27 protein-coding genes are annotated in these 26,913 nt (G+C 56.6%); 11 read left to right on the top strand and 16 right to left on the bottom strand.

The features are described from left to right. Window positions 1–36: 36 nt before the first annotated feature. On the bottom strand, window positions 37–1,584 hold the full coding sequence (locus KP702_RS05480; RefSeq protein WP_215768616.1) for a tetratricopeptide repeat protein: 1,548 nt from the start codon (window positions 1,582–1,584) through the stop codon (window positions 37–39). A gap of 349 nt (window positions 1,585–1,933) precedes the next feature. Between KP702_RS05480 and putA the strand changes: the two genes are divergently transcribed. Then, the gene (putA, locus tag KP702_RS05475) at window positions 1,934–5,590 is read left to right on the top strand and encodes a bifunctional proline dehydrogenase/L-glutamate gamma-semialdehyde dehydrogenase PutA (RefSeq protein WP_215768615.1); all 3,657 of its coding nucleotides are present in this window, start codon (window positions 1,934–1,936) and stop codon (window positions 5,588–5,590) included. A gap of 6 nt (window positions 5,591–5,596) precedes the next feature. Here the strand turns inward: putA and KP702_RS05470 are convergent, their stop codons facing one another. The 7 genes from KP702_RS05470 to KP702_RS05440 all read right to left on the bottom strand — a co-directional run bounded on the left by KP702_RS05470 (window position 5,597) and on the right by KP702_RS05440 (window position 11,456). Next, the gene (locus KP702_RS05470) at window positions 5,597–6,472 is read right to left on the bottom strand and encodes a hypothetical protein (RefSeq protein ID WP_202207053.1); all 876 of its coding nucleotides are present in this window, start codon (window positions 6,470–6,472) and stop codon (window positions 5,597–5,599) included. 87 nt (window positions 6,473–6,559) lie between these two features. Beyond that, the gene (locus tag KP702_RS05465) at window positions 6,560–6,916 is read right to left on the bottom strand and encodes a thiol-disulfide oxidoreductase DCC family protein (protein ID WP_202207052.1); all 357 of its coding nucleotides are present in this window, start codon (window positions 6,914–6,916) and stop codon (window positions 6,560–6,562) included. A gap of 1 nt (window position 6,917) precedes the next feature. Continuing rightward, complete coding sequence (locus tag KP702_RS05460) at window positions 6,918–7,619, bottom strand: SIMPL domain-containing protein (RefSeq protein WP_202207051.1); 702 nt, start codon at window positions 7,617–7,619, stop codon at window positions 6,918–6,920. Further along, window positions 7,616–7,966, bottom strand: coding sequence for a hypothetical protein (locus KP702_RS05455; protein ID WP_202207050.1), 351 nt, complete (start codon window positions 7,964–7,966; stop codon window positions 7,616–7,618). The genes KP702_RS05460 and KP702_RS05455 overlap by 4 nt, the downstream gene beginning before the upstream one ends. A 58-nt stretch (window positions 7,967–8,024) precedes the next feature. After that, window positions 8,025–9,437: a HAMP domain-containing sensor histidine kinase gene (locus tag KP702_RS05450; RefSeq protein ID WP_202207049.1), complete on the bottom strand. Its 1,413-nt coding sequence runs from the start codon at window positions 9,435–9,437 to the stop codon at window positions 8,025–8,027. Window positions 9,438–9,440: 3 nt separating this feature from the next. Then, window positions 9,441–10,121: a response regulator transcription factor gene (locus KP702_RS05445; RefSeq protein ID WP_046900612.1), complete on the bottom strand. Its 681-nt coding sequence runs from the start codon at window positions 10,119–10,121 to the stop codon at window positions 9,441–9,443. 90 nt (window positions 10,122–10,211) lie between these two features. Continuing rightward, window positions 10,212–11,456, bottom strand: coding sequence for a S1C family serine protease (locus KP702_RS05440; RefSeq protein WP_202207048.1), 1,245 nt, complete (start codon window positions 11,454–11,456; stop codon window positions 10,212–10,214). Window positions 11,457–11,677: 221 nt separating this feature from the next. Between KP702_RS05440 and KP702_RS05435 the strand changes: the two genes are divergently transcribed. Both KP702_RS05435 and KP702_RS05430 read left to right on the top strand, forming a co-directional pair. Further along, window positions 11,678–12,085: a DoxX family protein gene (locus KP702_RS05435; RefSeq protein ID WP_202207047.1), complete on the top strand. Its 408-nt coding sequence runs from the start codon at window positions 11,678–11,680 to the stop codon at window positions 12,083–12,085. A 68-nt stretch (window positions 12,086–12,153) separates the two neighbouring features. Further along, window positions 12,154–13,197 (top strand): nucleoside hydrolase, encoded by a 1,044-nt coding sequence (locus tag KP702_RS05430; protein WP_202207046.1) that lies wholly within the window; start codon window positions 12,154–12,156, stop codon window positions 13,195–13,197. Window positions 13,198–13,203: 6 nt separating this feature from the next. On the opposite strand, the gene hrpB is transcribed toward KP702_RS05430, so the two are convergent. The 6 genes from hrpB to KP702_RS05400 form a co-directional block, all read right to left on the bottom strand. Then, window positions 13,204–15,690, bottom strand: a complete 2,487-nt coding sequence (gene hrpB / locus KP702_RS05425; protein ID WP_215768690.1) for an ATP-dependent helicase HrpB — start codon at window positions 15,688–15,690, stop codon at window positions 13,204–13,206. 138 nt (window positions 15,691–15,828) lie between these two features. Next, window positions 15,829–16,644, bottom strand: coding sequence for an NADPH-dependent oxidoreductase (locus tag KP702_RS05420; protein WP_215768614.1), 816 nt, complete (start codon window positions 16,642–16,644; stop codon window positions 15,829–15,831). A gap of 9 nt (window positions 16,645–16,653) precedes the next feature. Then, window positions 16,654–17,193: an adenine phosphoribosyltransferase gene (locus KP702_RS05415; protein WP_202207260.1), complete on the bottom strand. Its 540-nt coding sequence runs from the start codon at window positions 17,191–17,193 to the stop codon at window positions 16,654–16,656. 65 nt (window positions 17,194–17,258) lie between these two features. Next, window positions 17,259–17,609, bottom strand: coding sequence for a response regulator (locus KP702_RS05410; protein WP_064275635.1), 351 nt, complete (start codon window positions 17,607–17,609; stop codon window positions 17,259–17,261). A gap of 14 nt (window positions 17,610–17,623) precedes the next feature. Beyond that, window positions 17,624–18,877: a multidrug effflux MFS transporter gene (locus KP702_RS05405; protein WP_086633529.1), complete on the bottom strand. Its 1,254-nt coding sequence runs from the start codon at window positions 18,875–18,877 to the stop codon at window positions 17,624–17,626. 103 nt (window positions 18,878–18,980) lie between these two features. After that, the gene (locus tag KP702_RS05400; protein ID WP_202207044.1) at window positions 18,981–19,673 is read right to left on the bottom strand and encodes a TVP38/TMEM64 family protein; all 693 of its coding nucleotides are present in this window, start codon (window positions 19,671–19,673) and stop codon (window positions 18,981–18,983) included. A gap of 122 nt (window positions 19,674–19,795) precedes the next feature. Here KP702_RS05400 and KP702_RS05395 point away from each other — a divergent pair, with 122 nt between their 5' ends. The 3 genes from KP702_RS05395 to KP702_RS05385 all read left to right on the top strand — a co-directional run bounded on the left by KP702_RS05395 (window position 19,796) and on the right by KP702_RS05385 (window position 21,417). Continuing rightward, window positions 19,796–20,620: a PadR family transcriptional regulator gene (locus KP702_RS05395; RefSeq protein ID WP_202207043.1), complete on the top strand. Its 825-nt coding sequence runs from the start codon at window positions 19,796–19,798 to the stop codon at window positions 20,618–20,620. A gap of 47 nt (window positions 20,621–20,667) precedes the next feature. Then, window positions 20,668–21,045: a hypothetical protein gene (locus KP702_RS05390; RefSeq protein WP_202207042.1), complete on the top strand. Its 378-nt coding sequence runs from the start codon at window positions 20,668–20,670 to the stop codon at window positions 21,043–21,045. A gap of 78 nt (window positions 21,046–21,123) precedes the next feature. Next, on the top strand, window positions 21,124–21,417 hold the full coding sequence (locus tag KP702_RS05385; RefSeq protein ID WP_202207041.1) for a putative quinol monooxygenase: 294 nt from the start codon (window positions 21,124–21,126) through the stop codon (window positions 21,415–21,417). Between the two features lie 7 nt (window positions 21,418–21,424). Here KP702_RS05385 and KP702_RS05380 read toward each other — a convergent pair whose 3' ends face one another. Further along, a complete protein-coding gene (locus KP702_RS05380; protein WP_202207040.1) occupies window positions 21,425–21,991 on the bottom strand; it encodes an NUDIX hydrolase in 567 nt (188 codons plus the stop codon). Between the two features lie 49 nt (window positions 21,992–22,040). On the opposite strand from KP702_RS05380, the gene dinB reads away from it, so the two are divergent. The 4 genes from dinB (at window position 22,041) to KP702_RS05360 (ending at window position 25,672) form a co-directional block, all read left to right on the top strand. After that, entirely contained in the window at window positions 22,041–23,180 is a 1,140-nt protein-coding gene (gene dinB / locus KP702_RS05375) for a DNA polymerase IV (RefSeq protein ID WP_202207039.1), read from the top strand. A 65-nt stretch (window positions 23,181–23,245) separates the two neighbouring features. Then, window positions 23,246–23,731 (top strand): DUF2501 domain-containing protein, encoded by a 486-nt coding sequence (locus tag KP702_RS05370; protein ID WP_202207038.1) that lies wholly within the window; start codon window positions 23,246–23,248, stop codon window positions 23,729–23,731. A gap of 154 nt (window positions 23,732–23,885) precedes the next feature. Then, on the top strand, window positions 23,886–25,082 hold the full coding sequence (locus KP702_RS05365) for an MFS transporter (protein WP_202207037.1): 1,197 nt from the start codon (window positions 23,886–23,888) through the stop codon (window positions 25,080–25,082). 35 nt (window positions 25,083–25,117) lie between these two features. Beyond that, window positions 25,118–25,672, top strand: a complete 555-nt coding sequence (locus KP702_RS05360; protein ID WP_086633532.1) for a TIGR00730 family Rossman fold protein — start codon at window positions 25,118–25,120, stop codon at window positions 25,670–25,672. Window positions 25,673–25,675: 3 nt separating this feature from the next. On the opposite strand, the gene KP702_RS05355 is transcribed toward KP702_RS05360, so the two are convergent. After that, window positions 25,676–26,146, bottom strand: coding sequence for a GAF domain-containing protein (locus tag KP702_RS05355; protein WP_202207036.1), 471 nt, complete (start codon window positions 26,144–26,146; stop codon window positions 25,676–25,678). A gap of 105 nt (window positions 26,147–26,251) precedes the next feature. Between KP702_RS05355 and KP702_RS05350 the strand changes: the two genes are divergently transcribed. Then, window positions 26,252–26,854 carry a glutathione S-transferase family protein gene (locus tag KP702_RS05350; RefSeq protein WP_202207035.1) on the top strand — a complete coding sequence of 201 codons (603 nt, stop codon included), beginning with the start codon at window positions 26,252–26,254 and terminating at the stop codon, window positions 26,852–26,854. The last annotated feature ends 59 nt before the right edge of the window (window positions 26,855–26,913 follow it).

The raw sequence follows: 26,913 nt of genomic DNA, 5'->3' as shown, positions 1-26,913 counted from the left end.
GGCTGCTTTTTTTATGCCTTTAGTCTTGGAGCTCGCCTATTCGCCGGACTCATGCTGAGAGCCGCGATACAAATCCATGAGCCGGACAAGAGTAAGCCGGACATCGTCAACCACGCTCCCCCAATCTCCTGCCACAGGCTGACGGAAAATTCGCATATCCGGATACCAAGCGGTCTGAGTTCCTGCGTCTCCCCAACGCCAGCAAGCGTCAGAGCGTGACAGCATCCAGACGGGTTTGCCCAGTCCACCCGCCAGATGAGCCATGGACGTGTCCACCGTAATCAGAAGATCCACACCTGAGAGTCTGGCAGCGGTATCAGCGAAATCGAGAATATTTTCCGTCCCATCAACCAGTGGTAGTCCGGTTTCAGCAACTTGATGGCGGGCTGCTCCCATTTGGAAACTAACAAAGCGTACGCCTTCCACCGAAAACAAAGGCGCCAACGTGCTTAATGTTATGCTGCGGCGGCGATCCGTCTGTGTAGCGCGAAGATCATGGGGTCTCGGGTCTCCGCTCCAAACGAGCCCCACGATGAAATCCGGCGTCTGACGGGAGCTTTGAACCTGAAGGCGAAGCTTACTGCCCTGTGCTGCCATGTCGCCTTCTGACACAGACAGATATGGAAACTGTCCAACAAACTCTGCCGTCAGTCCGAGCCTCACGGGAAGGCTCAGCATCGGGCAATGATAGTCGAAGCTGTCGGCAGGATCGAGAACCGAGACTACCCGGGATACGCCCGCTACACGCTGCATCAGTCGTACCAATGGAACTGGAACCTGCACTACAACTTCGGCACCCCGCTGGGCCAGTATCGGCATCAGGCGAATGAAATGCAGTGTGTCTCCATATCCCTGTTCGTGATGAACAAGAATGGTGCACCCCTTCAGGGATTCCCCTTCCCAGACTGGCGCGTCGATATCAGCCCTGACTGTTCTCGAAGAGAGCCAACGACTTTCGTATTCCTGCCATCCTAGAAGAAAATCACCCGATTTCAGCAAAGCCGTCGCACGGCCGAAACGGATAACGGGATGATCGGGAGACCGTTGAAGCGCAGCATCGTAAAACTGCAAGGCTTCTGCAGAGCGGTTCAAACATTGGAGAATATGCCCGGCGTTATTGAGAGCGTTTGCATCATCCGGTTGCATTTTCAAAGCAGACTGTGCGAAACCCAGCGCCGCTTCAAACTGTCCATCGCGTGACAGAACCATACTCAGGTCGGTAGCGTACTCAGGAATAGCCGGGTCCTGCTGCATGGCAGTGTCCAGAGCTTTGATAGACCCTCCCAGATCATCCTGATGCAGCAAGGCAATGCCCAGTCGATGCCAGACCCTTGCCGCATGAGGCCTTGCTTCGAGGGCCTTGCCATAGAACAGGGATGCCTTTTCCCAGCACTGAAGACGCTCATAAACGCCACCAAGAAGAAAAAGACTTTCAGGCCTTTCTGGCAGAAGCGTTTCTGCCTCTCGCAGAACGTCGATAGCACTCTCACGCTGCCCCACTTCTTCCAGGCCGACTGCTACTCGCAAATATTCTGTGAAGGTACGACGTGTAAGCAGACAGGGGCTGGGGGAAAGTGTGGTCATTCCGACTCCTTGTCCTTTGTCTGTAAGAGGAAATTCTTAATAATTCCTCAAACTCCATTCGTTCATCACATCGTTTCTGAAACCATATCTTTGATACGATTGAAATAAATTAATAATTTAAAAGAAATTCTCTTTTCAAATTGGACATTACAGTTCCGAAAATATTTCCAATATTTATAAAATGAGCCTCTCAGTGCATCTTATGAGCGTTTGAAAAAGAGGCTGTGATCAGAAATAAATCCGATTTCAGATCAATCATTGGGTGTTTTGGCTACGATGTTGCGCTAAGAGCGCTTTCTATTCTGTTTTAAAGGCCTCCCCGGGCTTTAACCCGCCTGGAATGGACTCCATGACCCATCCGACGACGAACCCGGCTTCACGCCCCGCCGCGCCATTTGCGGAATTTCTACTCTCACGCGCACCACGCTCACCGCTCCGTAACGCTGTCTCCGCTGCTCACTATCGGCCCGAGGCGGAATGTGTGGATGCGCTGCTGCCGCGTGCTGACCTGACGCCTGAGCAGGATCGTCAAGCCACCAGAGTAGCCCATGGCCTTGCTGAGGCCGCACGAGACTCCTCGCCCGATATTGTGGGGAGCCTTTTGCAGGCATTCCCTCTGTCTTCACCTGAAGGGCAATCTGTTCTGGCTCTGGAAGAGGCACTCCTGCGCATTCCGGATTCTGCGACTCAGGATGCGCTGATCCGTTCTCTCGTGGGAGCTACCGACTGGGGACGGCATATCAGTAAACGCCGTGCGTCGGTTGTGAACTCGATTGCGTTGAACCTGTCCCTTGCAGGGCGTTTCAACCAGAGCAAGGGGTTCAGCCTTCGTCGGCTAACCCTTCAGACATCTACTCCCATGGTTCGGCGCAGTCTGGAAAAAGCTATCCGTGCCGTAGGAAGCGGATTCATTCTGGGCTCTACACTGGCTCAGGCTCTGAGACTATCCGCCCCTGCAGAAAAATATGGGCTGACATATGCATATGATCCGCAGGTCAACACCGCTCTGACGGCTCATCAAGCCCTTGATGCCCTTACCGTCTATGAAGACGCATTGGAAGATATCAGCCAACACGCGGGCATCACCGGCGACTTTCATGACCGCCCGATGCTGTATGTACGTCTGCCCGCATTGAGCGCGCGATTCAGCCGTTTCAGGCGCGAGCGGATCATGACGGAGCTGTTGCCGATCTTGCAAAGGCTTACCATCCGGGCACGGCAACTGGATGTCGGCATCCTGCTCTCCAGCGAAGACAGTACGCATCTTGAGCTGACGCTGGATCTGCTTGAGGCTCTCTGTGTGTTGCCTGAACTGGGGAACTGGAACGGGCTTGGCATGACCGTCCAGACCTATGATCGACGTGCTTCAACTGTCGTAGATTTTCTTATTGATCTAGGCCGACGCACCGGGCGCCGCGTTCTTGTCAGACTGGTCAAAGGCTCCTGCTGGAATTCGGAAATTCGACAAGCCCAGAAAACCGGACTGGCTGACTTCCCTGTTTTCACGCGCCGTTGCCACACGGATGTCAGTTATCTCGCCTGCGCCCGACAGCTTCTTGAATCGCTGGATGCCACCTACCCGCAGTTTGCCACCCATAACCCGCGGACTATTGGTCATATTCTGGCGCTCGCAGGGCAGGTTCGACCGGGAGATTTCGAGTTCGCATGCCTGCATGGGCTGGGGCTGGCCCTCGCGCAGCATCTCCGAAACCAACAGGGCATGAACCTGCCCTGCCGGGTACATGCTCCCATTGGGGAAGTCGCGGCACTCATGCCCAGTTTCGTCAGACAGCTACTGGAAAATGGAGCTGCCTCACTCGTTGTCAGCCGCGACGAAGATCCGGCCATTACGATCGAAGCGTTAACGGCTGACCCCGTCGAGGCAACACGCGCCATTCTGAGAACCGAGCGCCCTAATCGTGCGGTTCGTGCACCTTCAGATATTTTCCAGCCTGGGCGACGCAACGCGGCAGGTCTCGATCTTTTCAATGAGCTGACGCTTCGGGCCCTCCATGAAACCCTCGATGGAGATGCGCCCTTCCTCCACGCCCGCGCTCTGACGCCGGGTGTCACCCGTCAGCACGACCGCTCCCGTCTCCTCTACAACCCCGCAGACCGACATGACCCGATCGGAGACGTTGTCGAGACTGATGGAAAGACACTGCTGTCTGCACTGGAGACAGCGGAACATGCGCTTGCCAGTTGGGCAGGCAGCAGCCCTGAAGTGCGGATTGCCTGCTTGGTGAAAGCTGCTGATCTGATTGAAGCCCACCGGATTGAGCTCATGGCGCTTCTGGTACGGGAAGCTGGAAAGACTCTTCCGGCTGCTCAGGATGAAGTCCGTGAGGCCGTCAGTATTCTTCGCCATGATGCGGAACGCCTGCAAGGGCGGGATTATCATTTGCAAGCCTCACCGCTCGGCCTTGTTGCGTGTATCAGTCCCTGGAGCAGCCCGCTGGCGGCGTTCGTGCAACAGATTTCCGTCTCTCTTGCAGCGGGAAACGTTGTTTTGGCCAAGCCAGCCGAGCAAACCCCGTTTATTGCAAGCCGCACCGTTCAGCTTCTGCATGAAGCTGGGATTCCACGTGAAGTTCTGCACCTTTTGCCAGGCGATGGATCGGTGGGAGAGCGTCTGGTAGCCGATCACCGGGTCGATGCCGTGATGTTCACCGGCTCAACGCCCGTTGGCAAAGCCGTTTCACGCCAGATCTTTGACCGGCAGGGGCGCACGGGCACACCTGTTCCTCTTGTGGCGCGCACGGGCGGACAAAATGCAATGCTGGTCGATAGCTCCGCGCATGCAGAACAGGTCGTGCAGGATATTCTGAGTTCTGCTTTTGACAGTGCGGGGCAACGCTGTTCGTCTCTTCGTATCCTATTGATTCAAGAAGACTGTGCAGACCATGTTCTTGAGCTTCTGAAGGGCGCGATTCAGGATCTGGCTATTGGGAATCCGGCACGCCTTTCAACGGATATCGGGCCAATTATCTCTCCGGAAGCTCGAACGGAAGCGATGGATCATGTTGAAATGATGCGTCGGGCTGGCCGAACGGTCTGGTCCCCCGAACTGGGTGAAAACTGTCGATACGGCCATTTCCTTCCGCCGACGTTGATTGAAATCGGCCGTGTTGCCGATATTCCGCATGAAGTGTTCGGGCCGGTCCTGCATGTGCGTCGCTTCAACCGCAACGAAATGGACGGCGTGATCGACGCTGTAAATTCCATGGGGTACGGCTTGACTTTTGGCGTTCATTCGCGTGTCGCCATGACAGTGGATCGCACGACTAACCGCATTCAGGCGGGGAACATCTACGTCAATCGGGCCATAACAGGAGCAGTTATTGGCTCACAGCCTTTTGGTGGATCCGGACTTTCCGGTTGTGGCCCCAAGGCAGGTGGTCCTTTTGCCCTCCGCCGCATGAGTGCCCGCACATCCCCATGGTTTGCGCCTAAAGATGCAAATCCGGGTAGTATCCCGCGCCATGCGCAAAGTTTGGTGACGTTTCTTGAGAGCCGGGATGCCGTCTCAGCCCGCCAGATCCGGCAGGATATTGCGCATGCCATGACGGGCTTCTCAATGACACTGCCCGGCCCCGCTGGAGAGACCAACACACTGACACTCAAGCCCTGTGGTCCGGTACTCTGCGCAGGCGAAAGCTGGCCTGCCATTCTCAGGGCTGTCGGTATGGCTCTGGGAACCGGCAACCCTGCTCTGGTTCTTGGCCCAGATCACGCACTGGACTGGATGCAGCGCCTTTCCCCCGGACTCGCTGACCGTATCCAGCGCGTTGACCCCGGAGCTTTGCCGGAATGCGCCGTCATGATTATGGAAAGACACTCACCCCGTGCGCTGCAAGCTGCCTCAACCCTAACAGCACGCGAAGGGCGCATTGTGCCCATTCATGTGTTGGATTGTCTGCGCCCCGAATGGCTTCTGGAAGAGCACGTCGTGACCGTTAATACGGCTGCATTCTGCGGCGATCTGACCACGATGGCTCTGTCCTGAAAGCATTCAGTGATGGAGACTGGCCGTGACGTCCATTGTGATTTTCTGCGTCTCGGAGCGGCCATCTTCAGCGGGGTCCAAGGAATAGACCTGATGGACAATCGCATCATCAAGGTCAGTCATGGAAAAATTCCCCTGCTGCGGCTGCTTTTTCTGCACAAAGCTACCTAGAACGCTCTCTGTAGTGTCGTAATCCTTAAGCGCCGGATTTGTGAGAGCGATCATAGACACATACTCGTAGAGGGATGGCCATGACACGCCGTCCATTCTCGAAAGGTCTACTGTCACCGCCATATACTTGATCGTTTCGACCGTCCGTGATCCCAGGAAAGACGTCGTTAACGGCTCTTGCACATAGGTTGGGCCCATGAGTGTTGGAATGACATGCATCGGCGTGTGGTCGCTATCCTCAATCCCCACATCCGCAAACCAGCGAACCGGATAATTGTCCCGCAGGGCTTTTGTCACGCGTGGCGATGGGAGGCGGATGTTGTCAGCAAAGACGGGCGACGTATCGACACCCTGCATGAGATAAGGATCACGATCCAGAATATGGGAGATGAGATCGTCTTCATGGACAGTAGCGAGAATGAAAAGACGGGGTATCCTGCAATGTGCCTGCAGGCGAACACCATATTTCGCAAAACGCTCTTCCAGATGCCCCTGAAACTGCTCTTCCACCCCGGCTGGAAAACCAATGAACTGTGAACAGACCGTTTGATCCCAACGAGCAATCTGACGACCACTGGCAGGCTGGACGATTTCTTCCACGGCATGCCGGGTCTGATCGGCAGAGTAACCCTGCACGACCAGTTTCTCCTGAGCGTGAAGAGAAGGCGCTAAGGCAAGCAATGCGGCAACAAGAGGCATCCAGACTTTCATGAAACAGCCCTTCACAACGCTTCATGTCAAAATATGTCTGAACTTTGCTATTTGCACAACCATTTCGAACGAAAAATGAAGGTTACCTTATTGGCTGGCCTTGCGAACCAGCCGTTGGAGTACGGGCCGCACCTTCAAAAACTGCCCATACAGGGCCTCCAGGCCTTTAAGCACCAGCGGATAACGGGCGACTTCGCCCAAAGGCCGGAGAACCGGAATGGCACGCCACATGGCCGCAAAAGCAGCCGCGCCGTCATAGAGCTGCTCGCCCTCGCGTGCGTGAAACCGGGCGAGCAAGGCTGCACGGTCCAACGGGCAATCCGTAATTTCTCCGGAGGCATCAATGAAGTCGATGTTTCCACGCCGGTCCAGCCGACGCATCAAGGCGATTTCACGTTGGCATAAAGGACAGTTTCCGTCATGCCAGACCGTCAAACGTGACATGTCAGGGAGCCAGTTCGGCTTCAACACTTACTGTAACGCGAAGAGTTTGTTCCTGCGGGGTGCCTTGCGGCGGTGTGAACGAATCGCTAGCCGCACGAGCCGCCATCAACATGACCGGACGTGGCCCTGGCTCCATGGAGGACACACGGATCTGCTTCAACCGGACCACATGCAAGCCGAGCGTTTTGGCACTTTCTTCAGCTTCCTGGCGAACTTTCTGAAGCGCCTGAGTGCGGGCCTGACGCAGGAGCGTTTCCCGTGTTTCGGAGTCCAAAGACCAGTCCAGCCCATCCATCATCAGGCCATGACTTTGCAACTTGCCTGACAGATCAAGAAGCGACACAGCATCCTTACCGCTCAAACTCAGATCCTGACGAGCGGTCCAGCGCGTTGGGCCGTGTTCTGGCGTCTGGTCCGACAGGGAATAACTGCCAGCCTGAGCTTCAATCCCTGAGAGCCCGGATGCCGTTTTCATAGCTTCCGCCATATGGGCATTTAGGGTTTTCTGAGCCTCAATTGCAGAGGCACTCTCCGCCCGCCCGAAAAGACGTACCGTCAGAAGCGTTGGCGCTGCATGGGCTTCACCCGTGACGGTAAAATCAAGCTCTGTTCCAGTTGTCTGGGGTTCCGCTGCCCGTGCCTGACAGAAAATCGCCAGAGACAGGACAGCTAGCGGCGTGGCCAGACGGAAAAGACGCTTCATGAATGCTCCTCACTATGTTCCAGAAGCACCAACGCACGACGCAGCCTTGCGATCCCTGCGCGCAAATGGTGATGCTTGCAGAGTGTATCGCCCTCTGTGCGCAGGCGGCGCGCATCATCCATGGCTCCTACAGGAATGCCATGTGGCGTCGCCAGAAGATGGTCCACATTTTGTGTAAGCTGCGTGCAGTATTCCGTACTGTCAGAGGTCACGGAAATGACGCCCTCTTCTTTCCCGCTAACAGGTCGGGCAGGCGCATTCTGCGATGGCGTATGCCCAACGGGGGCAGCCGCGAGGCTTCCCACCAGACCCAGAAGACAGACAGACATTGGAGGCAGAAGGCGCATTCGGCCTTCTTTACACGGTCTCACCTAAGCCACGTGTGAGGGAGGAATGAAACTTCCGTCATGCGGAGAGGGTCTTTGTATTCTGAATGGCGGGCAGAAGCAGCGTTACCCGTAGCCCCGGCTTTCCAGCAGCAAGCTCCATAGTTCCACCGTGCAATTGAACGACAGCCTGCACCAACGAAAGGCCAAGCCCTGCGCCTGGGGTGTTTCGCGCTGTTTCGGCTCGGAAAAACCGCTCTGACGCACGGGCCATATCCTGTTCACTCATGCCAGGGCCCTGATCCGAAACACTGACGGCAACACGCCCTTTCTGCATAACGGCAGAGAGGGTGATCGTCGTATTTTCCGGCGCGAACTTGATGGCATTATCGAGAAGATTGGCAACAGCCTGCTGGAGAAGATGCGGGTCTCCATTGACCGGCGCCAATGTCCCGATCCGGAAATCGAGTTTCAGGCCAGCATCTTCCATGGATGCTTCATAAAGCTCGCTCAGACCTTCCAGCAAAGGCGGAATGTCCAGCACTGTAAACGCCGCCCGCTGCGCCCCCGCTTCAAGTTGGGCGATACGCAGAAGAGCTTCGAAAATGGACGTGACATGGTCCAGATCCAGAACAGCACGATCAATCGCGGCACGGAGCTCGTCTTCAGACGTGGCAGTCAGGCTCGCATCTTCCAACCGCGCTCGCGCTCGCGCAATGGGCGTTCTCAGGTCATGGGCAATGGCATTCGAGACCTGCCGCACGCCATCCATCAAACGGTTGATACGTTCGAGCATGGTGTTGACTGTCTGAGCGACAAGATCGGTTTCATTGCCGGTCAGCGGTATGCGACGACTGAGGTCTCCCTGCGCTACAGCAGACGTCGTGCGGGCAATGGAGCGCACGACCTGTCGAAAAATCCGCCGAATGGCGAGCGTCCCACCCGCCGCCAGCAGCGACACCATAACCCAGGCCCAGATAAGCGTATCGGTCAGAACGTGCCGGACGACCTGCCGGCCCCGAACATCCCGCCCAACAATCAGGCGAAAGCCTTCCGACAGCGGAAAGGCGTGCATCTTGGCTTGAGTGCGAAAACCATCCCGGCGGATGGAGAGTTCATAAAACTCATCCATCTGGGTGATGACCACAGGCCAGCCCGGTAGATTTCCAGCATATTTGCGACCATCAGGCCCGACGAGCAAATAAAGCTCGTCATCTTCGACGTTCTGATCCAGTCGGTCCTGAATGGCGAGCGCCAGAGCCGCCGGGCCACCATGAACCCAGCGTTGTGCCAGATCGTGGGCATCCACCTGCACGGCAGCTTCGACCTGACGGTCAAGCTGGCCAGTGGTGTTCCACCAGATGAACGACAGGAACACACCCGCAGAAATGATGAACACCAACCCGTAGGCCAGCGCGAAATTCAGCCCTGCAGACCGGATCGGCCAGCGCAAACGCTTCCCGAGACGGCGAAAACCGCGCCAGATTTTCACGGGTCAGTCCGCGCGCAGGATGTATCCGGCGTTGCGGATCGTATGGATAAGGGGCGTTGCAAACGGCTTGTCCACTTTCTGGCGCAGGCGTGAAACATGCACGTCAATCACGTTGGTCTGTGGGTCAAAATGATAATCCCACACGCGCTCCAGCAGCATGGTCCGCGTGACGACCTGCCCCGCATGACGAATCAGAAATTCCAGCAGACGAAATTCGCGGGGCTGAAGATCAATCTTCTCGTTCCCGCGCTTCACAGTCCGGGAAAGCAGATCCATCTCCAGATCGCCCACAGTCAAACGTGTCTGAGGAGCAGATTCAGGCCGACCACGGCGGCCGAGCGCCTCAATCCGGGCCAGAAGCTCTGAGAAGGCAAATGGCTTGGTCATGTAGTCATCGCCACCGGCCTTCAGGCCAGCCACTCGTTCATCAACATCTGCCAGAGCGGACAGCAGCAGAACCGGCGTCGCATTCTGCTGTCCACGCAGCGTTTCCAGAATACGCAGGCCGTCAATCCCGCCGGGCAGCATGCGGTCCAGGATCACAACGTCATAATTTTCACTGACAGCCAGAAACAGACCATCCTTGCCGTTATCCGCCTCATCCACGACGTGCCCGGCTTCACGCAATCCCTTGAGCACAAAGGCGCGGACTGTGGAATCGTCCTCAACGAGCAGGATACGCATTGATTTTACTCTCTTCCTTCCGGGCGACTGGGCGCCGTATCAGGGTCTCAGAATACCGGCTTGTGTCCACGGGTCAAAGTGGAGGCTCGATCAGTTATCCGCGTTCTTGGGGCGTGGTCCGATATGAACGGGAAGCGTCAGGTCCGTGCCGCCACGCCTTACGCCAAAGTTCAGAACCATGCCCGGTCTGGCCGCAGCGATGCTTCGCAACAGCATACGGGCGCTAATGACGGGCGCTCCATCTACCTGCCGCACGATGTCGCCACGGCGCAGGCCGCTTTTCTGGGCCGGTCCACCGTTATCGACACCCGCAATACCGACGTCCGTGTCCCCGTCATCAAGGGTAATACCGAGCCAGCCGTGCTCGACATGCCCGGTTGCTTCGATTTCAGCCACGATCGGGGCGACGATTTCAGATGGAATACCAAAGCCAATACCTACGGAGCCCCCGGCAGGCGTCACGATGGCAGCATTCACCGCCACGACCTGTCCCCGCATATTGAAGGCCGGACCGCCAGAATTTCCTGGATTGATGGGGGCGTCGAGCTGAATGAAATCGTCCAGAGAGCCGATCCCCAGGTCACGCCCGACGGCGGAAACAATGCCCGCCGTCACAGACGAGCCAAACCCGAACGGATTCCCTGCCACCAGAATCCAGTCTCCGATATCCGTCTGACGGCTGTCGCCCCAGGTGACGTGCGGCAACGGCTCAGGACTATCGACCTTGATAACGGCAATATCCGTCAGCGGATCAGCTCCCAGAAGACGGGCCGGCATTTCATGACCGTTGGAAAGGGAGACGACTACCTTGTCCGCTCCACCGACAACGTGCCGGTTGGTCACAATGATTCCAGTCGCATCCACAATGAAGCCCGAGCCCGCCCCAACCATTTCGTCCTGCTGGCGCTTCATGCGGTCATGATAACGCTTCTCCAGCGGGGTTCCCTTGATTTGCGGTGGAACGTGATCATGCCCGTCCGGGCTGCTCTGGGTAATGGCAATGTTCACAACGGCCGGAATGACCTGACGCACAAGCGGCGCAAAACTCAGAGGACCGTATTTAACCAACAAGGGAGGGAGTGCCGGTGCCGCGGCCGGAACCGGAGGCTGCGTCGGAATCCCGTGTGCGTCCGTGCTTTCTCCTGCCAGAGGGCTATCCGGACTAATAGACGAAAGCGGTTTAACGGCCTGCTGTTGAATGGTCGTTGTAGCGGGCTGAGATGTGGGAGCGTGTTGCTCTCCTTGGCTGTGCAGACGCAATGCCAGCATCAGGCCTACTGTCACGACAGTCGCTGTTCCGGCCCCGATTGCAGCGGCCTGAAAAGAGCGATTCATGGGAAACAGGTCACGAACATCGTCATGTTTCAGCTGCTAACACAAAACCGTCAAAGCTCCTAAAAGAAGCCGCAGACAGGGATTTCCTGCCAGGCCGGAGGGAGATGTAAAAACCTAATAATGAGCATTTTGGAAATCATATCATTCCATCATTTCTATTTTTTAGAATATCTACTTTTCATATTTTCAAGGCAGTTCTTCTGCTTCGAAAGATTTTCCCGATGCTCACCAATCTTCTGCCTCGCGATGCCCTTCTCCTCACAGGTCGCGTATTGCTCGCCGGTCTCTTCCTCGTGATGGGATGGGGCAAACTCGCGGACTTCCCCGCGGCAGTGTCCTACATGATTCAGACCGGTGCGCCTGTTCCCACCCTGTCAGCCATCCTCGCTATCGTCGTGGAGCTCGGGGCAGGACTGGCTTTGCTTGGCGGCATTTTAGTGGAACCCATTGCGATTGTTCTTGCCCTCTACACCATCGTGACAGGGCTGATCGGCCATCATTTCTGGACGATGTCCGGAATGCTCCGCTACGACATGATGATCCATTTCTATAAGAACATCAGCATTGCAGGGGGCCTACTCGCTCTTGCCGCCGCTGGCGCAGGACGCTTCGCAATCAGGCTCCGCTAAAAGCTTGCCGCAGACAGGTCATTCCTTGATGGTAACGGTAACTTCGTTTTCTCAAGGAATAACCTGTCATGCGCATGTCCCGTCGCTCCCTGCTCGCTCAGTCCGCCGGGTTTGCATCCTTGTCTCTGCTCCCGAATATGACCCGCGCTGCACCTGCGCAACGAAAAGTCATTTTCGATACAGATCCTGGCATCGATGACGCAATGGCGCTTCTTTTGCTGCATGGCACGCCAAACATCGAGCTGATGGGCATTACGACTGCGGCCGGTAATGGATTGATCGACACCACAACACGCAATGCGCTCTATCTGGCCGAACGCTTCCGGATCGATGTCCCGGTTTCAAAAGGCCAGGGCGCGTCTCTGGATGGTGTGACATCGTCCCCTCCTGTCACCATTCATGGACGAAACGCTCTGGGAGATATTCCTCTCTCGGCAGTCCACAAAAAACTCGATCCTCGCCCTGCTCATGATCTCATCATTGATCTGGTGCGCGCCAACCCACACGAGATCACTCTCGTCGCGACAGGACACATGACAAACCTCGCTCTTGCTCTGCGCAAGGCGCCAGACATTGCCAGTCTGGTGAAGGATGTCGTGCTGATGGGCGGCGCATTCGGGCATCACGATGCACGGGGAAATGTGACACCCGCGGCGGAAGCCAATTTCCATGGCGATCCACGAGCTGCCGATGAGATCTGTGCCGCGCGTTGGCCGGTAACAATCGTAGGGCTCGATGTCACGACACAAACTCTTATGACAGACGCCTACTTCGAAAACCTGCGCCAGCATGGAGGCCCGTCAGGACGTTTCCTGTGGGATATCACGCGGGTCTACATGACGTTTCATCGAGGGCTTGGTCTGGACGGCATTTATGTCAACGATGCCTCTGCTGCAGCATACGTGATTGCGCCGGAATTGTTCAAAACCCAGAAAGGTGCCGTTCGCGTCTCGACGGAAGGCGTTACCCTGGGTGAATCTGTTCAAAAAGCAGACGGTCGGGTTTATCCACCCGGAGACTGGGACAATCGCCCATCTGTTCAGATCTGCACGGAGGTGGACGCCGAGGGCGTGCGTTCCCTGTTCCGTAAGGCAGTTTTCCAGATGGCCTGATGGAACCTAGCGTTTGGGACGTGGCTTTGGCGGTTCAGCCGTTGCCGGATCTTCAGGCCAGTCATGCCTTGGGTAGCGCCCTCGCATGTCCTTGCGCATATCTGACCAGCTCCCTTTCCAGAAACCGGCAAGATCAGCAGTAATGGCCTGTGGGCGGCCAGCCGGTGAGAGCAATGCACACTGAAGCGGCACGGCGCCATCAGCGAGCAACGGTGTTCCGGCCGTGCCATAGAATGCCTGTGCTCGTGCAGACACTGTTGGCACGGCCCCTGTATAATCAATGTCGTGGGTGCTGGCTTTGAGCGTCAGACGAGGCGGCAGCTTTCGATCCAGTGCGGAAAGGTCGCTGTAGTCCATACGGGCCCGAAGAATGGACAGAAGATCGAGAGCTTTCACCTGAGTCAGACGATCGCAGCCTGCGAGATATGGCTCCAGCCATGCCAGATCATCAGCAAGAGCAGCCATCGACAGGTCCGGCAGATGAGGCGCGTAGGTCGCGCGTGCATGCGCCACACGGGCTTGGAACTGAAAGGCTGCGTCAGACCAGTTCAGAGTGCGGGCAAGATCAGCCGCGATTTGCTGCAGAAGAAGTGCCTGCGCCTCCTCAGGCGTTACTTCTGTATTGCGATCACGCAGGATCAACGCGCCCAGACGCAGCCTGCGTCGCGCGATAATCCGACCTGAAGCCCCATCCAGACTGGTTTCAACCTGCTCCGTTGTCCGATCCAGAAGCGTCTGGGGCAAATGTTCAGCATCCAGAGGCGCCGCAAGCGTGATTTCCGTCGACGTTCGCGTGTGAAAAGCTGCGGCAGCCAAAAGCTTCTCCCGTGCAAGACCGTCATTGGCCTGCACACGGGCACTCCCGCCGCCTGCAAGCCGAAATCGTCCAATTTCTCCCGCAGCCTGCGCCACACGATCAGGAAAACCGGCGGCCAGAAGTGGCCCTGCATGAGATGGCATCGGGCTGAGTGGAAGGTCTTTGCCACCCATGCGGCGCAGAAAGCGTTTCGCCGCCTGACGCATATGGAACAGGCTGGCCCTGTCCGCTCGTGGATCATCCCGCTCAAACAAAGCCAGACGTGTGCGAATGTCCGCTCCCGCAGATGCCCCGGAAGGCATATTCGGTCTGGGGCGTAAAGGATCACGCTCTTCCAGAAGAGCGGCCAGGCAGGCTGCCGTCACACGCTCGGGGATGGTTTTCGCCGCACAGAGCATGGCCGCAAGACGCGGGTGTGTTCCGAGCCCAACCATCCGTTTTCCAAGAGTCGTAATCTGGCCGGCTTCATTCAGGGCACCCAACTCACGCAACAACTCACGCCCACCCGCAAGCACTCCGGCAGGAGGCGCATCAAGGAGTGGCAACATGTCGGGCGCTGTTCCCATGACGTCCTGCCAGGCTGCCGTCACGAGAGCGAAGTCCGTTAAATCCGCAACAAGGATTTCGGGCGCATCCTGTGGCCTCAGAGAGCGTTGCGTAGCCTCGGACCACAGACGGATCGCGATACCAGGAGACTGACGCCCTGCACGCCCCGCGCGCTGAGTGGCCGTCGCACGCGAAATCTTCAGTGTTTCCAGCCGGGATAACCCTGTGTTGGAATCCAGACGCGGTGCCCGGCGCAGACCACCATCGACAACAATCCGAACGCCGGAAACCGTCACGGAAGTTTCGGCAATGGAGGTTGCCAGCACAACACGCCGTCTGTCGGATGGCGCAATCGCGCGGTCCTGATCTTCTGTCGTCTGTTCTCCATGAAGGAGAAAAACAGGCACAGCATCTCCAAGCAGAGCCTGTGTTCGGCGAATTTCCCCAACGCCGGGAAGGAACGCAAGAATATCGCCCTCTTCCTCTGTGAAAGCCTGCCTGATAGCGCGTGCGCAGGCTTCTGGCAGGTCACGCGGGTGCATGACATCCCGGGTGTGGCGTATATCGATGGGATACTGTCGGCCTTCACTCTCGATCAGGGTGGCGTTCATAAGATCTGTAAACGCGCGCCCATCCGGCGTTGCGGACATGGCCAGAATGCGGAGATCCGGCCTGAGTTCACGCTGAAGGTCCAGACAGAATCCCAAAGCTGCATCCAGATCCAACGAGCGCTCATGCACCTCATCAAACAGGACAGCACCAACCCCATCCAACGTTGGGTCTGCTAACAGGCGCCGTACAAGCAATCCTTCCGTCACAACTTCAATACGCGTTCGGCCTGATACGGCGCTGTCGGTGCGCGTACGAAAGCCTACAGTTTCACCCGGTCGCTCTCCCAGCGTGGAGGCCATCCGTGACGCGGCCCCTCGCACAGCAACACGGCGAGGTTCGACCAGAATGATTTTCTGCCCCGCAAGCCATGCCGCCTCAAGCAGTGCCAGCGGCGTCAAGGTTGTCTTACCGGCACCGGGAGGAGCAACGAGAACAGCGTTCGGCTGCTGCTCTAACGTTTTCAGAAGATCAGGAAGAACAGCCGCAACCGGAAGATCCGGAGAAAGGAAATCGCTCAGGACAAAACTCCGGAATTAGGGGCTCGACGTGGAACAGCAACACTGAGCGTAATTGGAGACAGATGTCTCAAAACCCGACTCTCTTCAATGGGTGCTCAGATGTGCAAGCGTCCACGTCCAGCTTCCGTCACCACCATCTTATTTCAGAGCAAAGCCAAGCCGGTTGAGCACAGCTTTCATGACATGGCGGCCGCTCAACCCATGGTAGCTATCCACACGACTTGCCACGGTTTCAGACCATGCTCGCGGTGCAAGGCCCTGCTCCTGCTGATAGGCATCGGCAACGCGGTCATAAGCTGCGACACCTTCGGCTTCATTTGCGGAAGTGTAGCGTTCACGGTGCACCACGACATCCTGCCCCAGACGCGGCTTGTAACCGTTCTGAGCCGACGGATCAGGACGTCCCACACAGAGACCAACAACTGCAACGGTTTTGGGCGGCAGGTTGAGCAGCTTGGCAACGTCTTCCGGATGATTCCGCAGACCACCGATGTAAACAGTCCCAAGCCCCATGGACTCGAACGCCGTCACAGCATTCTGGGCAGCAATACCGACATCCAGCGTGCTCATGAGGAAGATTTCCTCATAATCCAGCGCTTCACTACCCTTGCCTGCCCGTTCCGCAATCCGTTCCAGACGCGCCAGATCGACGATCCAGGCCAGAAACAACGGTGCAACTTCGATATGCTTCTGATTACCGCAGAGTTCGGCAAGCCTTGCCCGCGTCTCCGGATTTTCGACCGCAACAACGGACCACACCTGCAGATTGCTGGACGTTGCAGCAGAAGAGGATGCCGCGATTCCAGCTTCCAGCGTCCCGGCGGGCAACGCGTCCGGCAGATATGCCCGGACGGAATGGTGTTTCAGAAGAGTCTGGAGAACCGGATTGTCCGGCAGGTCTTTTGGGGCGTCAGTGCGATAGCGGGTCTGCCACAGGGAAGAAATGCCGGACATGGTGGTTCCTCAGTCTTCGTAAGTGATGAGTGCGTTCAGCGGGACATCCAATTTGTCACGTCCCTTGAGACCTGCAAGCTCGATCAACACACTCGCACCCACAACTTCTGCACCAACCTTGCGCAGGAGGTCGATGGAGGCAGCGAGCGTGCCACCGGTGGCCAACAGATCATCAAGAACGACAACGCGTTGACCCGGCTTGATGGCATCAGCCTGAATATGGAGTTCGTCCTCGCCATATTCGAGACCGTACTTCAGGGAGATTGTCTCACCCGGCAGCTTGCCCGGCTTACGCAGCATGGTGAAGCCGCAGCCGAGGCGCTGTGCCAGAGGCGCTGCTGTCAGGAAGCCACGGCTTTCGATGCCAGCCAGCAGGTCCGGCTGCCAGGCAGAAATGATACGTGCCAGACGGCCCGTTGCAACCTGCCAGGCTTCGGCAGAGCGGATCAGCGTGGAAATATCGTAAAACAGGATACCCGGCTTCGGAAAATCGGGAACCTCACGGATGTAGTCCTTGAGGTTGAGCGGCTGGGGTTCCTGAAACGACATGACGGCACTGCTTTCTTCTGGGCGTGGCAAACAGCGGGCCATGTAGGGGACTCTTCCCCTACAACTCAAGCCCGGATTGCGTTCCGGGCCTGATCGATAGCTTCAAGCAGCGCATTCCTGCGAAATGGCTTGGGCAGAACAGCGACACTTTCGCCCATCAGTTGCCCCTCCTCGAAGTCTCCTGACATGAGAACCACGGCAAGGCTGGCATTCTGTTCCCGCAGTTTCCGGGCCAGCAGCAGACCATTGAGCACACCTGGAAGATTGTAGTCGGTCACCAGCAGGTCTGCGGACCCGTCCCATGCCAAGGCACTTTCAGCATCCTCAACCAGATGAACGTCCCATCCTTCCCGCGTCAGAACCGTCTTTACCACGAGGGCCACGGCCACATCGTCTTCAACAAGAAGTACCTGCATCACTCTCAACTCCTTCAGGGCGCTGATGATGGCAGTCTGGGCCTCAGCAGAGCAAACACGGTTGCCGCGCAGAAGGCGAACACCAGAAAGCCCGCAAATGGAATGGCCGTCCCGGGGGACATCAGACCGAACAGCGCACTTGCTACCGCTCCGAACAGGTACTGCATTGTTCCTGCCAGAGCAGAAGCCGAGCCTGCACGTTCGGACTGTTCGGACAGAATGCCAACCATTGAATTGGGTCCAATGATGCCTGTTGGCGCCATTGTGATGACAAGCGAGATGATAAGCGGCCAGAGAAAGAAGGATCGAAGCTGTCCGCCCGATGTCAGATCAACAGCGGAAATGACGGCCAGCGCCAGGAAGAGGATACTGCCTGTCAGGCTGATTCCCAGCGCACTGAAAAGCATGTGCGTCGTACTGACCTTCCCCACCACAAGCCCATTAATGGCAGAGGCCCCGATCATGCAGACGGCGAACAGACCAAACAGCATTCCGTAATGGAACGGAGACATGCCGAAGCGCTCTTCGAACAGCGTGGGAGCGCCTGTCAGATAGGTGAAGGTTACGAAGCCCAGAAAGCTCCAGACGAGGCCATTCGTGATGAAGCTGCGGGTCCGCAGAATATAGATATAGCGTTCGATGATGGAGAGAGGCCGCATGTCCCGGCGCTCCTGCGTGGGGAGCGTCTCCGGGAATACGGTCAGGAGCATCAGGGTACAGAGCCCGCCGTACACGGCCGTGGCCCAGAAAATGACCCGCCAGTCCACAAACTTCAGCGCAAAGCCACCCAGCATGGGCGCGAGAATCGGGACAACACCTTGCACAACGATCAGGCGCGACATGAGGCGGGATGCTTCATCACCCTCCGTGAGATCCCGAAGACATGCATTGGGAATCACCAGTCCAGCCGAGGCCATCAGAGCTGAAAAAACCCGGCAGATGCACATGATGGTCATGGTCGGGGCCAGTGCGCAGCCGATCTCGCCGATTGTGTATCCGATCATGCCAATCAGAAGCGGCAGCCGTCGGCCGAACCTGTCTGAAACCGGGCCAATCGTGATCTGACCAATGGCCAGTCCGATAACCCAGGCAGCCATGGTGATACTGCCTGAACCGGGAGCAGAATGAAGCTGGCGTTCCATTTCAGGGAGGGCCGGGAGATAGATATCTGTGGAGACAGGTCCGACTGCCGTGAAGATACCCAGCATAAGCGGCAACCATCCCGGAATGGTGTCTCCACGCCGGAACGCCATGCTCTGTTCTGTCATTCGTTTCTGCCTGTGAAAAAGCAATGTTCAGAAGATGAGAAAGGACCCGTCCCTCACGAACGGATCAAACCAGTGAATCGTTCAGAACGAGATGTTCGAACGGTTATTCATCTGCCTGACGCAGGAGCAATGCTCCCAGAACGCCAGAAACCACAAACAGGCCACCCGCGAGACCAAGCTGGATCATATGACCAATACGTGTGCCAGCCCCTACCAGAACAAACACCAGGTTCTGAGGCAAACCGCCAAGGCAGGTTGCCAACGCAAAGGCTGGAAGCGGAAGTTCAAATAATCCGGCTGCCATGGAGACCAGCAGAGCAGACCCAACAGGCATGAGCCGCAAGGTCAGAACAGCACGGAAGGGTTTGCGATGAAGGATTCTTGCCAGCGCTGCATAATTCCTTTGCAGGCGGTCATGCAACCTTTGTCGAAATTTTACCGGTGCAAGCACTCTGGCCCAGCCATAAGCCGCCATCGCACCGAGCATATACGCCAGAGAACACAGGCCCAGACCGCCCCAGACTCCGAACGCCAGCCCCGCGGCAATGCACAACGCCTGTCGCGGCAGACCGCAGGCACAATACGGAATGGCCAGTAGCAGGAACCAGATGGCTGCATAGGGAGTCTCGTGCCAATGCGGCGCGTTTTCCAGCAGACGATGAATGAAAGGCAACCGCTGCAACAGCGCCACACACAACAGCATCGCACCAATCGTCAAAGCAGCACGCCAGGGCACCAGCTGACGAAATGTGCGCCGCAGTTCGGGGTCAGGAGGGGAAGAGATCGGGCTACCCATCTCCGCCGGATACCAGCGGAAACGGCACGCGGCTATGGCACGCGCAGATTTTGAAAAAGAAACACTTGCAGATATATCTTAAGATACTATATCGTACGACATATCGAATGAAGGAAAACAGAATGTTCAAACATGATACCGAACGTGCTGAGCGCGGTTTCTCAAAGTTCTCCCGGGGTTTTGGCTTCGGGGGACACAAGCATCGCAAGGGCGGTCGAAGCCGCAGCGACGCATTAAACAGCGAAGGAGAAAAAATGCAGGATCGTCCGGACTTCCGCGAAGGCGGATTTCCTCCAGAGCGTGGCGAACACGCAGGGCGCCGATTTGGTGGCCGGGGTGGCGAAGGTCGTGGCGGACGCGGCTTTGGTGGTCGGGGACCACGCGGGGGCGGCCGGTTCGGTGGCGGCGGCTTTGGTGACGACACTTTCGGACGTGGTCGCAAACTGACAGCTGAGGAACTTCAGATTGTCATTGAAGCCCTTCTCCATGATCAGCCTGCGCATGGTTACGAACTGATCCGCCGCCTCGAAGAGCACTCCGGTGGCTTTTACAAGCCGAGCCCTGGCGTCATTTACCCTTCCCTCACCTATCTTGAAGAGGCTGGCCTGACCGCCGTCACACAGGAAGGCAACCGTAAGCTTTACAGTCTCACGGATGAGGGACGCACCCATTATGAAGCGAACCGGGAGACGGCGAATCGTATTCTCGAGGTCCTCGCCCGGATTGGTGCCCGGATGTCGGAAGTTCGGGATGCCTTCAGTGGAGTGAATGATCTTGATCCCAGCCTGGGTCAGGACCTGCATGAGGCACGTCTGGCTCTGAAGCTGGCACTGAAATCCCGTCGCGGAGCAAATGCGGAGGAACTGCGCCGGGTGGTGCAGATCCTGCGGCAGGCTGCAGCCGACATCAGCGGTGAAACACCAGAAGACAAGCCATCCGCCGACTGAAGATCACGCCTCTTCGTCTGAGCGAATGTATGGAGTAAAGGGTGGTCATGATTGTTCAGGACCACCCCTACTTCTGCAACATGCCCGAAGACATGCAGTACTATCGGCCTGAAGTCTTTCCAGCCGGCTTCATTGAAAAAACAATGATCTTTGCGCTTCCTGACCGGCTTAAGAAATTCCGGCGCAATCTGTGGCACGTCCGGCGCAATCCTGGGGAAGATGCAGTTTATATGCCGCTGTTCCGGGTGGACTGTATTTTAAAGTCAGAGCCTCGCCCTGCAGGGTTGCAGGGGCCTTTGGATATTTATCCATTCTATACCCGCACGACAAAGACCCGCAGCCGTGAGCTGGACTACTATGTCCTGTTCATTTTTCGCGAAAAACTGTCATTCATGCGATGTCAGGAACTCATCGGGAAAGGTTAAGCACTGCCCCACTTGATGTAGATCGTCAGGAGGCCCAATGATGACACGCTTTTCAGACCATTAATGCGGATAAGATCGATGTCCAAATCCCTGTACGCCACGATGAAAGCCCTGCCGGGCTGCCGTGAGAAGGTCCGTGACCTTCTGATCGCGCTAGCTGCCGATGTGCGCGCTGAGCCCGGTTGTGAGCGCTTCGTTGTGCACACACTGGCAGAAGACCCTGATTTTTTCTATGTGGAGGAAAGCTACCGTGATGAAGCCGCTTTCAGAACGCATATTTCCAACGAGCACGGCCGCGTCTTCAACAAGGCCATAGAAACACTGGTTGAAGACGGCGGCTCGAAAGTTGTGTTTCTCGATACGGTAATCTGAACGGACGTCAGATCAGGCCCTTTGCGCGAATCAGCGCAAAGGCAGCCAGAGACACCATGCATTTAAGTTCGCCACGGGCGATCAGGTCTTCAAATTCGCCCAGCGTCATGTCTTGCGTCGTGATGTCCTGCTCGGTGTCTTCCAGCTCGCTTTCACCGCGCGTGAGGTTACGTGCCAGGAAGACGTGGCCTTTCTGGTTCGAATATCCGGCCCCCTGATACATCGTTCCCACATGAATCATCTCGCCCGCGCGCAGGCCCGTTTCCTCGCGGAGTTCACCAAGAGCAAGCTCGACAGGATCGACGTTCTCTTTGGTCTCCCACATTCCCATTGGCAGTTCGAGCAGGCGCTCCCCAACTGGGTACCGAAACTGGTGGATCAGGGTCACGCGGCCATCAGCATGCATGGGCAGGATCACCACAAACTCTCCACGCTCGACAATGCCATAAAGGCCCTTCTTGCCGTTGGGATGAATGATGATGTCCTCTCGCAGGGCCGTCCACGGATTGCTGTAAGCCAGACGGCTTGAGACTGTCTGGAAACCAGCGGCGCGACGGGCGTCTTCGATGCTCATGGACTGATCCGATCTTGTTTCGTTCCTGTTGATCGGCGACACTGTACAGATGGAGTCCCGCCGGATCGTGCATATCGACATGGACGCTTTTTATGCGTCTGTCGAACAGCGAGATAACCCGTCCTTACGTGGCCGCCCCCTCGCGGTTGGACGGGGCGAGGCCCGTGGCGTTGTTGCCGCTGCCAGTTATGAAGCGCGTCCTTTTGGTGTGCGCTCTGCAATGCCGTCCCTGAAAGCCAAGCGCCTCTGTCCGGATCTTGTATTCGTACCGGCCAGGTTTGACGTCTATCGCGCTGTTTCCATGCAGATCCACGAGATCTTTGCCCGATATACGCCCCTCATCCAGCCTCTTTCACTTGATGAGGCCTATCTGGATATCACGGATTATCTGGGCGCCTATGGTTCGGCCACGTTGGTTGCGGAACGCATTCGTGCAGACATCCGCAAAGAAACCGGCCTTACAGCTTCCGCTGGGGTCTCTTACAACCGGTTTCTGGCCAAACTGGCGTCCGATTACCGCAAACCTGATGGGCTTTTTGTCATCACGCCACGAATGGGACCAGATTTTGTGCTAAGTTTGTCCGTAGACCAGTTTCATGGAATTGGCCCGGCAACTGCCCGAAAAATGAATGCTCTGGGCATCGAAACCGGTGCGGACCTTCGAAAAATGGATCTGCTCACGCTCACGCGCCACTTTGGAAAGGCCGCTTCCTTCTATCATGGCATTTCCCGCGGGATTGATGACCGCCCCGTCGTGGTTAATCGCGAGCGCAAGTCTTTGGGAACGGAACAGACCTATCTGACAGACCTGCGAGATGAAGCCGCCGCACGCAATGCTCTTGGAATGATAGCCACCAAACTCTGGCTACAGGCCCAGCGCAAACAGATCACAGGCCGAACCATAACTCTCAAGGTCAAATATGCAGATTTCCGCCAAATTACGCGAGCCCGCAGTCTGCCTGTCTCCGTTGGGTCCGAGGCACTTCTAGCCGAAGTTGGGCAGTCTCTCCTGACGCCGCTTTTTCCTTTAGTGCCCGGCGTGCGTCTTCTCGGCCTCACGTTATCGGCTCTCGCGGCGCCATCGCTGGAGATACCGGACGAGAGTTCACAGATGCAGCTTGCTTTCGATCAGCCAGAAACGACGCTCCCCGAAAATCGACAGGTTTTTCGCTCACTTTCTCTCTTTTGAGCGTTGTTAGGACACAAAAGAGGCATATCGCGCCTCTTGGTTGTCTTCACAGGAGATGAAATTCCATGGTTCCGTTCCGCCTGCCAGCCCTTTTCTCAACCGGTGCAATTGCCACCATTGCCGCCCTCTCCCTTGGAGGCTGCACGTCTGGTGTATCGGCTGCACAGAACCCGGAAACGCAAGCTGCCGCGACATCCGCTGCAACGGCCGCAGCCCAGAGCACGGCTTCACAGCTAACCAGTGGCCTGACGGGTGCCCTCGGCCTGCCAAATCTTTCGTCCACATCCACCAGTAATCTTGCTGGTGTTCTGAACTATTGTGTGACGAACAACCTGGCCACGGGCACGAATGCCACAGGTCTTCTCTCCACAGCCACACAGGCAGCAGGCGTGACCAACAGCCCCGCATACAGTGCTGGCCAGCAGGGCATTCTTCAGGCCGTCAGCAACCAGACGAACACGTCCCAGCAATACTCCCTGTCCTCACTGGCAGAGCCGTTGCGCCAGAAAGTGTGCTCAGCGGTTTCAAGCCGCCTGCAGAACATGCTTTAAGGCCACCTTCTCTCGGGATGTTCATTCCCGAGAGATCACATACTGTTGTTTTTTGGACCTGAGGGGTCCATTGACCGTGACGGATCGTTCAAACTGTCCTATGCCTGACAGGACGTAACCAGTTAGTTACTTACAAAGACGGGAGACTGAAGACATGACTGCGGAAGAAACGCCGGTGAGTTCACCGACGAAGCGGGTTCTTACCGTCGTTCTGTTCAATCTTCTGGTTTACATCGTTATTGGACTTCCCAATGCCGTCCTGACGATCTTCGTGCACCATACGCTGGGCTATAGCACGACGATCGCTGGTCTGGCCTTCTCACTGCAATATCTTGCGACATTCGCAGCGCGCCCTTCTGCCGGGCGCCTAGTCGATAGTATTGGTCCCAAACCGGTTGTTTTAGGCGGACTGGTGACATGCCTCATCTCAGGTCTGCTGATGATCGGTGCGGGTTGGTCAGGCGAGACACCAGCCGTTTCCCTTGGAATTTTGCTCTTAAGTCGTCTGTTTCTAGGCTGGGCAGAAAGCTGGGCCGCCACGGGCGTCATTGTCTGGAATATCCGCCGGGCCGGAGCTGAAAACACAGCTATTGCCATTTCGTGGAACGGTATCTGTTCTTATGGAGGCATTGCTCTTGGTGCACCGATTGGCGCCAAGCTCTCACAGCTTCCTCATCCTTATGGCGGCATTGTCTCGGTCGGCATCCTGTCTGCCCTTCTCCCGCTTTTTGGCCTTGCCCTGATCGGCTTTTACAAAGGGATCAAGCCTCTCCCGGCCACGGAAAAGCCTGTTCCGTTTGCACGCGCGCTTCGGGTGGTTCTGCCGCATGGCATGGCACTGGCGGCTGGCTCCATCGGATTCGGTGCCATCTCGTCCTTTCTGGCGTTGTATTATGCCGTTCTGCACTGGGAAGGCGCTGCAACAGCGCTGTCCGTCTTCGGTATCGTATTCGTTGTTATCCGGTTCTTTTTCGCCTCACAGATTGCCCGGCGTGGTGGCGTCTTCGTGGCGATCGTCTCTCTGCTCATCGAAGCTGTCGGGCTGGCCTGTCTGGCGATTTTCCCGTCCCAGGGGGCCGCTCTTATCGGTGCGGCGTTGACTGGCGCAGGTTTCTCCCTCCTGTTCCCTGCCCTCGGCGTGCTGGCCGTCAACAGTGCTGGCCCACACAACCGTGGGGCCGCTTTGGGCGCCTATTCGATCTTCATTGATCTGGCGATTGCATGTTCGGGTCTTGTGCTCGGGCAGGTCATCGAGTTTGCTGGCTACAAGACCATGTTCGGCACGACTGCGGTGTGCTGTCTGGTCGGTGTGCTCATCAGCCGTTCGCTTGGGCGGAAGCCTGCCGTCTAAGCGTTCTGCCCGCTTCCTTACAGGACCTGCTTCCTATGACCATCCGTTCCTGCGCTGTCTTCTGCGGCTCCCGCTTCGGCAACTCCCCTGTGTATGCAGAAGGTGCATCCGAACTTGGAACAGCTTTGGCCCAGAACGGAATTACGCTTGTTTATGGCGGCGGCCATGTGGGCTTGATGGGAACCGTTGCGGACGCAGCTCTAACCGCAGGGGGGCAGGTTATCGGCGTTATCCCCGGGTTCCTGCATGACCGCGAAGTCATGCATAAAGGCGTGACAGAGCTTGAAGTGACACCCAACATGCATAGTCGCAAAGCCCGCATGTTCGAGCTTTCAGATGCGTATGCCATCATCCCGGGCGGATTCGGCACCTTTGATGAACTTATGGAAATTCTGACCTGGAAGCAGCTCGGCCTGCATCAGGACCCGATTTACATCGTCAATATTGGTGGCTGGGCAAAATCCCTTGTCCGCACCCTGACCGATGCCGTTGAGCAGGGCTTTGCCTCCCCCAACACACTTAAGCTGTTCACCGTTGTAGAAGACGTTCCCGCGCTGATGAACCATCTGCGCGAAAACGTTCCTGCCTGAAAATCAGGCTGTCAGCGTCTTTTCAAAGGCGCTGACAATCTTTTCGATCATGGCCTGATCGTCCGCATCGAAGCGGTTCTTCACAGGGCTATCAATATCCAGAACTCCGATCAGGTTTCCATCATGCAGGATGGGAACCACGATTTCGGAAGCCGAGGCAGCATCACAGGCAATATGCCCTGGAAATGCATGCACATCCGGGACAACAAGCGTGGTTTTCTGATGGGCAACAGTTCCACAGACACCTTTCCCAAGCGGAATGCGCGTACAGGCCAGACGCCCCTGAAACGGGCCAAGGACCAGCTGATCATCCTTGAAAAGATAGAATCCGGCCCAGTTAATGTCTGGCAAGGCCTCGAACAGCAGGGCCGCGATATTGGCCATGTTCGCAATCTGATCCGTTTCAGACGCGACAACCGACTCAACGGTTTCCACCAGATCTTCCACGGTCAGACGATGGATAGGCGCACTCATGTCGGATGATCCTGAGTTAAAATGAGATGAAACAGGACCATAAAGCCGTTGCGTGTCTCCGTCACGATGGCCACTCTGTCCTTTTCACCATTACCGGACCAGATCATGGCTAGACGTCTTTATGGAATTCCTCTGTCCGGCCATGTGCATCGCGTCCGGCTTTTCCTGTCGATCCTGAAGCTGGATTACAGCTTTGTAGAAGCCTCCATGCAGTCCCCTGCGGTGCTGAAGCTCAATCCGCTGGGGCAAATCCCGATCCTGGAAGATGGTGATATCGTCCTGACGGACAGCAATGCCATCCTGGTCTATCTCGCGAAAACCTATGCATCCGACAGTTCATGGCTGCCAGAGGATGCACTCGGCGCGGCTCGGGTTCAGAAGTGGTTTTCCATTGCAGCGGGTGAATTGCGCTATGGGCCAGCCATGGCGCGTGCCGCGACACTCTGGAAACGCCCGGAAGATATTGCCCCGGCTCAAGCCAAAGCTGCGAAGCTGCTTCCCTTCATGAATGATGAGCTGAAACAGCGGCTGTTTCTTGCAGGTGAAACACCGACACTCGCCGATCTGGCCTGTTACGCCTACATCAAGCGCGCACCTGAAGGAGGCGTTTCCCTGGAGCCCTATTCCGCCATTCAGCAATGGCTGGAGCGTATAGAAGCATTGCCGGACTTTATTGCCATGGCGGAAGCATCTGATTTCAGGTTATGAATATTTTCGTTTTCCTAATCAATCCTCTCATTGATGCGAGGAATATTAGAAAAAATTTA

The sequence above is a fragment of the Gluconobacter sp. P5B12 genome (assembly GCF_018812035.1).
Lineage (GTDB): Bacteria > Pseudomonadota > Alphaproteobacteria > Acetobacterales > Acetobacteraceae > Gluconobacter.
The sequence above is the reverse complement of the archived record's forward strand: the minus strand, read 5'-3'. Positions and strand labels throughout refer to the sequence as shown.

Bases quoted from the DNA above. Each gene is read 5' to 3' on its own strand.
- KP702_RS05360 (WP_086633532.1), top strand. From the start codon at position 25,118: ATGACCATCCGTTCCTGCGCTGTCTTCTGCGGCTCCCGCTTCGGCAAC.
- KP702_RS05355 (WP_202207036.1), bottom strand. From the start codon at position 26,146: ATGAGTGCGCCTATCCATCGTCTGACCGTGGAAGATCTGGTGGAAACC.
- putA (WP_215768615.1), top strand. From the start codon at position 1,934: ATGACCCATCCGACGACGAACCCGGCTTCACGCCCCGCCGCGCCATTT.
- KP702_RS05410 (WP_064275635.1), bottom strand. From the start codon at position 17,609: ATGCAGGTACTTCTTGTTGAAGACGATGTGGCCGTGGCCCTCGTGGTA.
- KP702_RS05465 (WP_202207052.1), bottom strand. From the start codon at position 6,916: ATGTCACGTTTGACGGTCTGGCATGACGGAAACTGTCCTTTATGCCAA.
- KP702_RS05480 (WP_215768616.1), bottom strand. From the start codon at position 1,584: ATGACCACACTTTCCCCCAGCCCCTGTCTGCTTACACGTCGTACCTTC.
- KP702_RS05395 (WP_202207043.1), top strand. From the start codon at position 19,796: ATGTTCAAACATGATACCGAACGTGCTGAGCGCGGTTTCTCAAAGTTC.
- KP702_RS05400 (WP_202207044.1), bottom strand. From the start codon at position 19,673: ATGGGTAGCCCGATCTCTTCCCCTCCTGACCCCGAACTGCGGCGCACA.
- KP702_RS05380 (WP_202207040.1), bottom strand. From the start codon at position 21,991: ATGAGCATCGAAGACGCCCGTCGCGCCGCTGGTTTCCAGACAGTCTCA.
- KP702_RS05390 (WP_202207042.1), top strand. From the start codon at position 20,668: ATGATTGTTCAGGACCACCCCTACTTCTGCAACATGCCCGAAGACATG.
- KP702_RS05460 (WP_202207051.1), bottom strand. From the start codon at position 7,619: ATGAAGCGTCTTTTCCGTCTGGCCACGCCGCTAGCTGTCCTGTCTCTG.
- KP702_RS05370 (WP_202207038.1), top strand. From the start codon at position 23,246: ATGGTTCCGTTCCGCCTGCCAGCCCTTTTCTCAACCGGTGCAATTGCC.
- KP702_RS05455 (WP_202207050.1), bottom strand. From the start codon at position 7,966: ATGCGCCTTCTGCCTCCAATGTCTGTCTGTCTTCTGGGTCTGGTGGGA.
- KP702_RS05420 (WP_215768614.1), bottom strand. From the start codon at position 16,644: ATGTCCGGCATTTCTTCCCTGTGGCAGACCCGCTATCGCACTGACGCC.
- KP702_RS05470 (WP_202207053.1), bottom strand. From the start codon at position 6,472: ATGAAAGTCTGGATGCCTCTTGTTGCCGCATTGCTTGCCTTAGCGCCT.
- KP702_RS05385 (WP_202207041.1), top strand. From the start codon at position 21,124: ATGTCCAAATCCCTGTACGCCACGATGAAAGCCCTGCCGGGCTGCCGT.
- KP702_RS05365 (WP_202207037.1), top strand. From the start codon at position 23,886: ATGACTGCGGAAGAAACGCCGGTGAGTTCACCGACGAAGCGGGTTCTT.
- KP702_RS05440 (WP_202207048.1), bottom strand. From the start codon at position 11,456: ATGAATCGCTCTTTTCAGGCCGCTGCAATCGGGGCCGGAACAGCGACT.
- KP702_RS05415 (WP_202207260.1), bottom strand. From the start codon at position 17,193: ATGTCGTTTCAGGAACCCCAGCCGCTCAACCTCAAGGACTACATCCGT.
- KP702_RS05430 (WP_202207046.1), top strand. From the start codon at position 12,154: ATGCGCATGTCCCGTCGCTCCCTGCTCGCTCAGTCCGCCGGGTTTGCA.
- dinB (WP_202207039.1), top strand. From the start codon at position 22,041: ATGGAGTCCCGCCGGATCGTGCATATCGACATGGACGCTTTTTATGCG.
- KP702_RS05405 (WP_086633529.1), bottom strand. From the start codon at position 18,877: ATGACAGAACAGAGCATGGCGTTCCGGCGTGGAGACACCATTCCGGGA.
- KP702_RS05350 (WP_202207035.1), top strand. From the start codon at position 26,252: ATGGCTAGACGTCTTTATGGAATTCCTCTGTCCGGCCATGTGCATCGC.
- KP702_RS05445 (WP_046900612.1), bottom strand. From the start codon at position 10,121: ATGCGTATCCTGCTCGTTGAGGACGATTCCACAGTCCGCGCCTTTGTG.
- KP702_RS05435 (WP_202207047.1), top strand. From the start codon at position 11,678: ATGCTCACCAATCTTCTGCCTCGCGATGCCCTTCTCCTCACAGGTCGC.